The sequence below is a fragment of the Bradyrhizobium sp. UFLA05-109 genome, from assembly GCF_054185165.1.
This window is the reverse complement of the sequence record NZ_JBBIAR010000138.1, coordinates 1-5,878: the sequence shown is the minus strand read 5'-3', so window position 1 is coordinate 5,878 and position 5,878 is coordinate 1. Positions and strand designations below refer to the sequence as shown.

The following is a 5,878-nucleotide window of genomic DNA, read 5'->3' as shown; positions in this document are numbered from 1 at the left end:
CTTCAAGCCGCTCGGAATGGCGAACACGACGTTCGAGATCAACGATGCCGTGCGCGGCAAGCTCGCCGGTGTGCACGCTCGTAACGCTGACGGCTCGCTCACGTCGATGGACTTCGAATTGCCGGCGAGCCCTGAGGTCCATATGGGCGGGCACGGCCTCTACAGCACGGTCGGCGACTACATGCGCTTCATTCGGATGTGGTTGAACGACGGGAACGGCCCGCACGGCCGGGTGCTCAAGGCGGAGACCGTGACGATGGCGGAAAAGAACCATCTCGGCGATCTCAAGGTCACGGCGCTACCGGGGGTGATCAAGTCGCTCTCCAACGATGCCGAGTTCTTCCCGGGCCAGTCGAAATCCTGGTCGTTCACCTTCATGGTCAATGACGAGGAGGCCCCGACGGGCCGCCCCGCAGGCGCGCTCGGCTGGGCCGGGCTTGCGAACCTGTTCTACTGGATCGACCGGCAGAACGGCTTCGGCGGCTATTGGGCGACCCAGATCCTGCCATTTGGCGATCCGGCTTCGTTCACCGGATATATGCGCTTCGAGACGGCCTTCTATGACACCCTGCACCGGCGCAAGGCAGCCTGAGCATGATCTGGAATAGGCCACAATGATCGGTGCGCCTCCGGCTTCACTTTTGCAGTGCGGTCGAAGGCGCGCCAAAGTTGCGCCGCGATCCCCATATCAGTTGCGCGTTGGCACGGAATGGTTTCAAAATCAGCCGACAAAATCCCGGGTCCGACAAAACAACAAGACTCACCAAGACAAGAAGACTCTTGGACCACTCAGCGCGTCAAAGGAGGAAGCGTGTTGGGGCAGACGCCAGAGGAAGCTTTTGCGAATCCAGGTATTGAGCGCGCCGTCCTGACGAGCTGGGAGCATTTCCTGTCCGGGACCGGCGCTGGCGGGCAGGTGGTTCGGCCCGCGATCAACGATTCCTGGCGGCGGAGCCAGAAGTCGGCCGTGGATTACCGACGCAGCCAGGCTCCACTGCCGATGAATGAGGAGCGGCTGCGGCGCCTGCTCGACAATCGCACCCGCCTGGTCCATGCCGGCGCGTCGACGATGGCACTGGCGCGCGACTACATGCTCGAAACCGGCACGGTGATGGTGCTGACCGATGTCGATGGCATCGTGTTGCGTCTGGAGGGCGACACCAGGATCGCCTTGCGCAATGCGGTGGAGAAGACTCACCTGTTGCCCGGCAGCAATTGGAGCGAAGCGACCTGCGGCACCAACGCGATCGGCACGGCGCTGGAAACCGGTCAGGCCATTCAGGTGCATGCCACCGAACATTTCTGCTCAGGGATCCAGCGCTGGACCTGCTCGGCCTCCGTCATCCGCGATCCCATCGATGGCGCAGTGATCGGAGCCATCGATATTTCGGGGCTATCCGATTCCTACGGACGTCAGGCACTCGCATTGGCGATCTCGGCGGCTGCGCGCATCGAGGCCCAGTTGCTCCAGATGGAGCTGGACGCCCGTTACCGGCTTCTCGACCAATGCTTCTGGATGCTGCCTCCTTCGGACCGCCATCACGCCGTGCTGTTCGACAGTGCGGGACGACCCTTCAAGGCGAACGGCGAAATGGGGCAGATCTTGCGCGACCTCGGCGCGCCGCACAGCCAGTCGAATTTTCCGCTCCTTGGGCGCCGCGACGATCGGTCCTGGAGCAATACGCGCCCAGCCTGGATCAGGGAGGAATGGTTGAGACCGGTGGCGTATCAGGGCGAACATCTGGGAACTGTCATGGTGGCGCCGAAGCCGGCGGTTTCGAGCAGGGCCGTTTTGCCGCCCGCCCAAGGTGATGCCAGGGCCTTCACCAACATCATCTTTACGGACTCAAAAATGCACGCCGTCGTCGAAAAATGCCATCGTGTCGGCACGACCGCGGCTCCTGTCCTGCTGCTTGGTGAGACCGGTGTCGGCAAGGAGGTTTTCGCTCAAGCCATTCATTCTGCGTCCCCACGCCGAAGCGGCCCACTGGTTGTCGTGAACTGTGGCTCCATCTCGCGCGAGCTGCTGGCGAGCGAACTCTTCGGCTATGTCGACGGTGCGTTCACTGGCGCGCGGCGCGGCGGGATGACTGGAAAGATCGAGGCCGCGTCCCGCGGCACCCTTTTCCTCGACGAAATCGGCGAATTGCCGCTCGATCTCCAGCCCATGTTGCTGCGGGCTCTGGAGAATGGCGAGATCAGCAGGGTCGGCGACACAGTGGCGCGCAAGGTGGACTTTCGCCTCGTCGCCGCGACCAACCGCGATCTGCAAGCCGAGATGGACGCACAGCGTTTCCGCAAGGATCTGTACTACCGGCTGGCCGTCGTGCCCGTCGTTATACCGCCGCTGCGGGAGCGCTGCGGTGACATTCCGCTGCTGGTCGAACATTTCGTCGCGCAGGCAAAATCGCGCTACGGCCTTGCCGATCGCCGGTTTGCGCCGGAGGTGCTCGCGTGCCTGCGTCGCTACGACTGGCCCGGCAACGTCCGCGAACTCCGCAACCTGATCGAGAGTCTGATGCTGACCAGTAGCGGGGATCCGATCGAGCCGTCGGATCTGCCTGACGTCATCCGACGGACGGAAGATGCGCGCGAGCCGGGTCTGTCGCTGGCCGAGTCAGCCGAACGTGACTTGATATCGCGTACGCTGCGGTCGTGTAGCGGCAACGTGACGGCGACCGCGTCCGCACTCGGTCTCGCCAAAAGCACCGTCTATGCGAAGCTGCACCGTTACAACATCCGCTTCGACCCGGGCTCCGCGAACCTTCCGCGCTGACACCGTCGCAACATCCGCGAAAGCGACTGCGACCGCTGCTTACTCCAAGATAGTGCAATGATCGCCGATTGCCGGTGATTTGCCCGACGTGTCAAATGTGGCGCAGAGGGGCAACAAGTCTCCGGCCACCCCGCTTCTACTTTGCATGGGGTTGTTTTTCGATTTTTGCGGGAGAGCTCACCGTTTCCGCGGCGGCAGGTGGCGCGCTCAGCGATCAGAACTGATACCGCCGCAGGCCTCCGTCCACCGGGATCACCGTGCCCGTGATGTAGCGCGCCACGGGTGACGCCAGAAACACGGCGAGGGCGGCAAGGTCCTCCGGCTCGCCCCAATAGCCGACCGGGATCTCCTCTTCCGCAAAACGTTCGCGATAATCGGGCGCATAGTTGCGGCGGATCTGCTCGCTCATGATGCGGCCGGGCGGGATGCAGTTGACGGTGATGCCGTGCTTGCCGATCTCGCGCGACAGGCCCTTGGCCCAGGCGTGCACGGCGGCCTTGGCGGCGAAAGCGGCGTTGAGCCCCTCCGGCTCGGACTTGCCGGTGATGTTGATGATGCGGCCCCAATTGCGCTCCATCATCTGCGGCAAGAGCGCATGCGCGATGCGGCGGTAGCTGTTGAAGTTCAGTTCGATCGCCTCGTCCCATTTGCTGTCGGGCGCATCGACCGGCAGCGGACGGCTGCCGCCGGCATTGTTGACGAGGATGTCGACCTGGCCGAGCTCCTTCAGCGCAAAGGCGGCCAGCCGCTCGGAGGCGTCGTTCGCCATGACGTCCTGCTCGAATGGCGTAATCAGTCCGGCGCCTGTCTCCTGCACGAGCTGGTCGAGCAGATCCTTGCGCCGCGCCACCGCCACCACGCGCACGCCTTCATTTGCCAAGCCCTTGGCGATAGCGCGGCCGATGCCGATGCTCGCTCCGGTGACGACTGCGGTTTTCGACTTGAGCCCGAGGTCCATGGTCACACGCTCTCTTGTTTGCTTTTGTTGTGCTTAGGATTCGTTTCCAACCCCTGTCCCGGGGCGATTTGCCCGACCGGGACGAGCAGTGGTAACGAAGAGCCAAGGCGAAGGAAACACGAAAAACAGGTTCGCGAACATGGTGTGGGATCCGCAGCAATATCTGAAATTCTCCGGCCACAGGCTCCGGCCCGCGGTCGATCTCTTGATGCGCATCCCGGATTTTGCCGTCTCCGATATTGCCGATCTCGGTGCCGGCGCGGGCAACGTCACAAAGCTCATCAAGGAACGCTGGCCGAATGCTGCCGTCACCGGCGTCGAGGGTTCGGCCGAGATGGTTGCCGCAGGCCGCAAGGCTGCGCCGGAGGTGGAATGGTCGCATGAGGATCTCGGCCATTGGCGCCCGGCCAGGCAATATGACCTGATCTATTCCAATGCCGCACTGCACTGGCTGCCCAATCATGCGGCACTGTTTCCCTCGGTGATGGAAAAGGTCACGCCCGGCGGCATGCTTGCGGTGCAGATGCCGCGCAATTTTACCGCACCCTCACACGTCCTGATTGGCGAGACCGCGCTGGACGGACCGTGGCGGGCCAAGGTCGAGCATCTCGTCACACCGCCGCCGGTCGAGGGGCCTGCGTTCTATCACGACCTTCTTGCGCCCCTGTCGCAGAACATCGACATCTGGGAGACCGAATATCTCCAGGTCCTGGAAGGCGACAATCCCGTGAAGGAGTGGACCAAGGGCACCTGGCTGACGCGCTATCTCGACGTCTTGCAGGGCGAGGAGAAGGCCGCCTTCGAGGCCGCCTATGGGTTGCGCGTCGCAAAGGCTTACCCGAAGAATGCGGCAGGGCAGACGTTGTTTCCGTTCCGCCGGCTGTTCATCGTCGCCCAGCGCAAGGGTTAACTTCCCTCACGGATGCGACATAAGCGCTCGCCCGCCAGGGCTGGAGCGGGCGCAAACTTGCGTATACAAGAGCCGTCAAGGCGATTTGGCTGCGGCAGATTGGGCTTAGGTCTAGTTGTTCGCCTGGTGGTTTGCTGCCACTACTGAAGTCGGAAAACAAAAAAGAACCGGCTTTAGAGGTTGTTGGGAGGTACTTAATGCGCAAACTGCTGCTTGCGGCCGCTGCGGCCGCGCTTGTATTGGCGCCTGCCGCGGTGCAGGCCCAGAGCCCGATCGTCATCAAGTTCAGCCACGTCGTCGCCAACGATACGCCCAAGGGCAAGGGTGCGCTCAAGTTCAAGGAGCTCGCCGAGAAATACACCGACGGAAAGGTCAAGATCGAGGTCTATCCGAACTCCTCACTCTACAAGGACAAGGAGGAGATCGAGGCGCTCCAGCTCGGTTCCGTGCAGATGCTCGCGCCCTCGACCGCGAAATTCGCGCCGCTCGGGGTGAAGGAGTTCGAGGCGCTCGATCTTCCCTGGCTGTTCAAGGACGACGAGACCTATGCCGCCGCCATGAAGGGCACAGTCGGCAAGTGGCTGTTCCAGAAGCTCGAGGCCAAGGGCATCACCGGGCTCGCCTATTGGGACAACGGCTTCCACATGGTGTCCTCCAACCGTCCGCTGATGAAGCCCGCGGATTTCCAGGGGCTGAAGTTCCGTATCTCCGGCTCGAAAATCGCCGACCAGTATTTCCGCCTCGTCGGCTCGATCCCGCAGATCATGGCGTTCTCCGAAGTCTATCAGGCGTTGCAGACCGGCGTCGTCGATGGCTGCGAGAATACGGCCTCGAACTATCTGACGCAGAAGTTCTACGAGGTGCAGAAGGACATCACCGTGTCCTATCACGCGCATCTGCAATACGCCGTGATCGTCAACTTGAAATTCTGGGCCGGCCTGCCGCCGGATATCCGCACCCAGCTCGAGAAGGCGATGGCGGAGGCGACCGACTACACCAACTCGATCGCGCGCCAGGAGAACGAGGACGCGCTCGCGGAGATCAAGAAGTCGGGCAAGACCACGCTGCATTATCTCTCCGATGCCGACCGCAAGGCGTGGCAGGAGGCGATGCAGCCGACGTATAAATGGGCCAAGGGCCGGGTCGGGCAGGAGGTGCTCGATCTCGTCGCCAAGGAACTCGACGTCAAGATGAACTGACGCGGCCTGGCGTAGAACAACATCAAGAACGGTCG

The 5,878-nt window shown here is 62.4% G+C and carries 5 protein-coding genes; 4 read left to right on the top strand and 1 reads right to left on the bottom strand.

From position 1 onward, the window contains the following. On the top strand, nucleotides 1-592 hold a 592-nt coding region (locus tag Q3C01_RS44480; RefSeq protein ID WP_458151667.1), incomplete at its 5' end, for a serine hydrolase. A gap of 219 nt (nucleotides 593-811) precedes the next feature. Beyond that, on the top strand, nucleotides 812-2,776 hold the full coding sequence (locus tag Q3C01_RS44475) for a sigma-54-dependent Fis family transcriptional regulator (RefSeq protein ID WP_458151666.1): 1,965 nt from the start codon (nucleotides 812-814) through the stop codon (nucleotides 2,774-2,776). 214 nt (nucleotides 2,777-2,990) lie between these two features. On the opposite strand, the gene Q3C01_RS44470 is transcribed toward Q3C01_RS44475, so the two are convergent. Further along, nucleotides 2,991-3,734, bottom strand: coding sequence for an SDR family NAD(P)-dependent oxidoreductase (locus Q3C01_RS44470; RefSeq protein ID WP_458151668.1), 744 nt, complete (start codon nucleotides 3,732-3,734; stop codon nucleotides 2,991-2,993). A gap of 139 nt (nucleotides 3,735-3,873) precedes the next feature. Between Q3C01_RS44470 and Q3C01_RS44465 the strand changes: the two genes are divergently transcribed. Both Q3C01_RS44465 and Q3C01_RS44460 read left to right on the top strand, forming a co-directional pair. Further along, nucleotides 3,874-4,644 (top strand): methyltransferase domain-containing protein, encoded by a 771-nt coding sequence (locus Q3C01_RS44465; protein ID WP_458151665.1) that lies wholly within the window; start codon nucleotides 3,874-3,876, stop codon nucleotides 4,642-4,644. Nucleotides 4,645-4,841: 197 nt separating this feature from the next. Further along, on the top strand, nucleotides 4,842-5,843 hold the full coding sequence (locus tag Q3C01_RS44460; RefSeq protein WP_458151664.1) for a DctP family TRAP transporter solute-binding subunit: 1,002 nt from the start codon (nucleotides 4,842-4,844) through the stop codon (nucleotides 5,841-5,843). Nucleotides 5,844-5,878 lie beyond the last annotated feature (35 nt).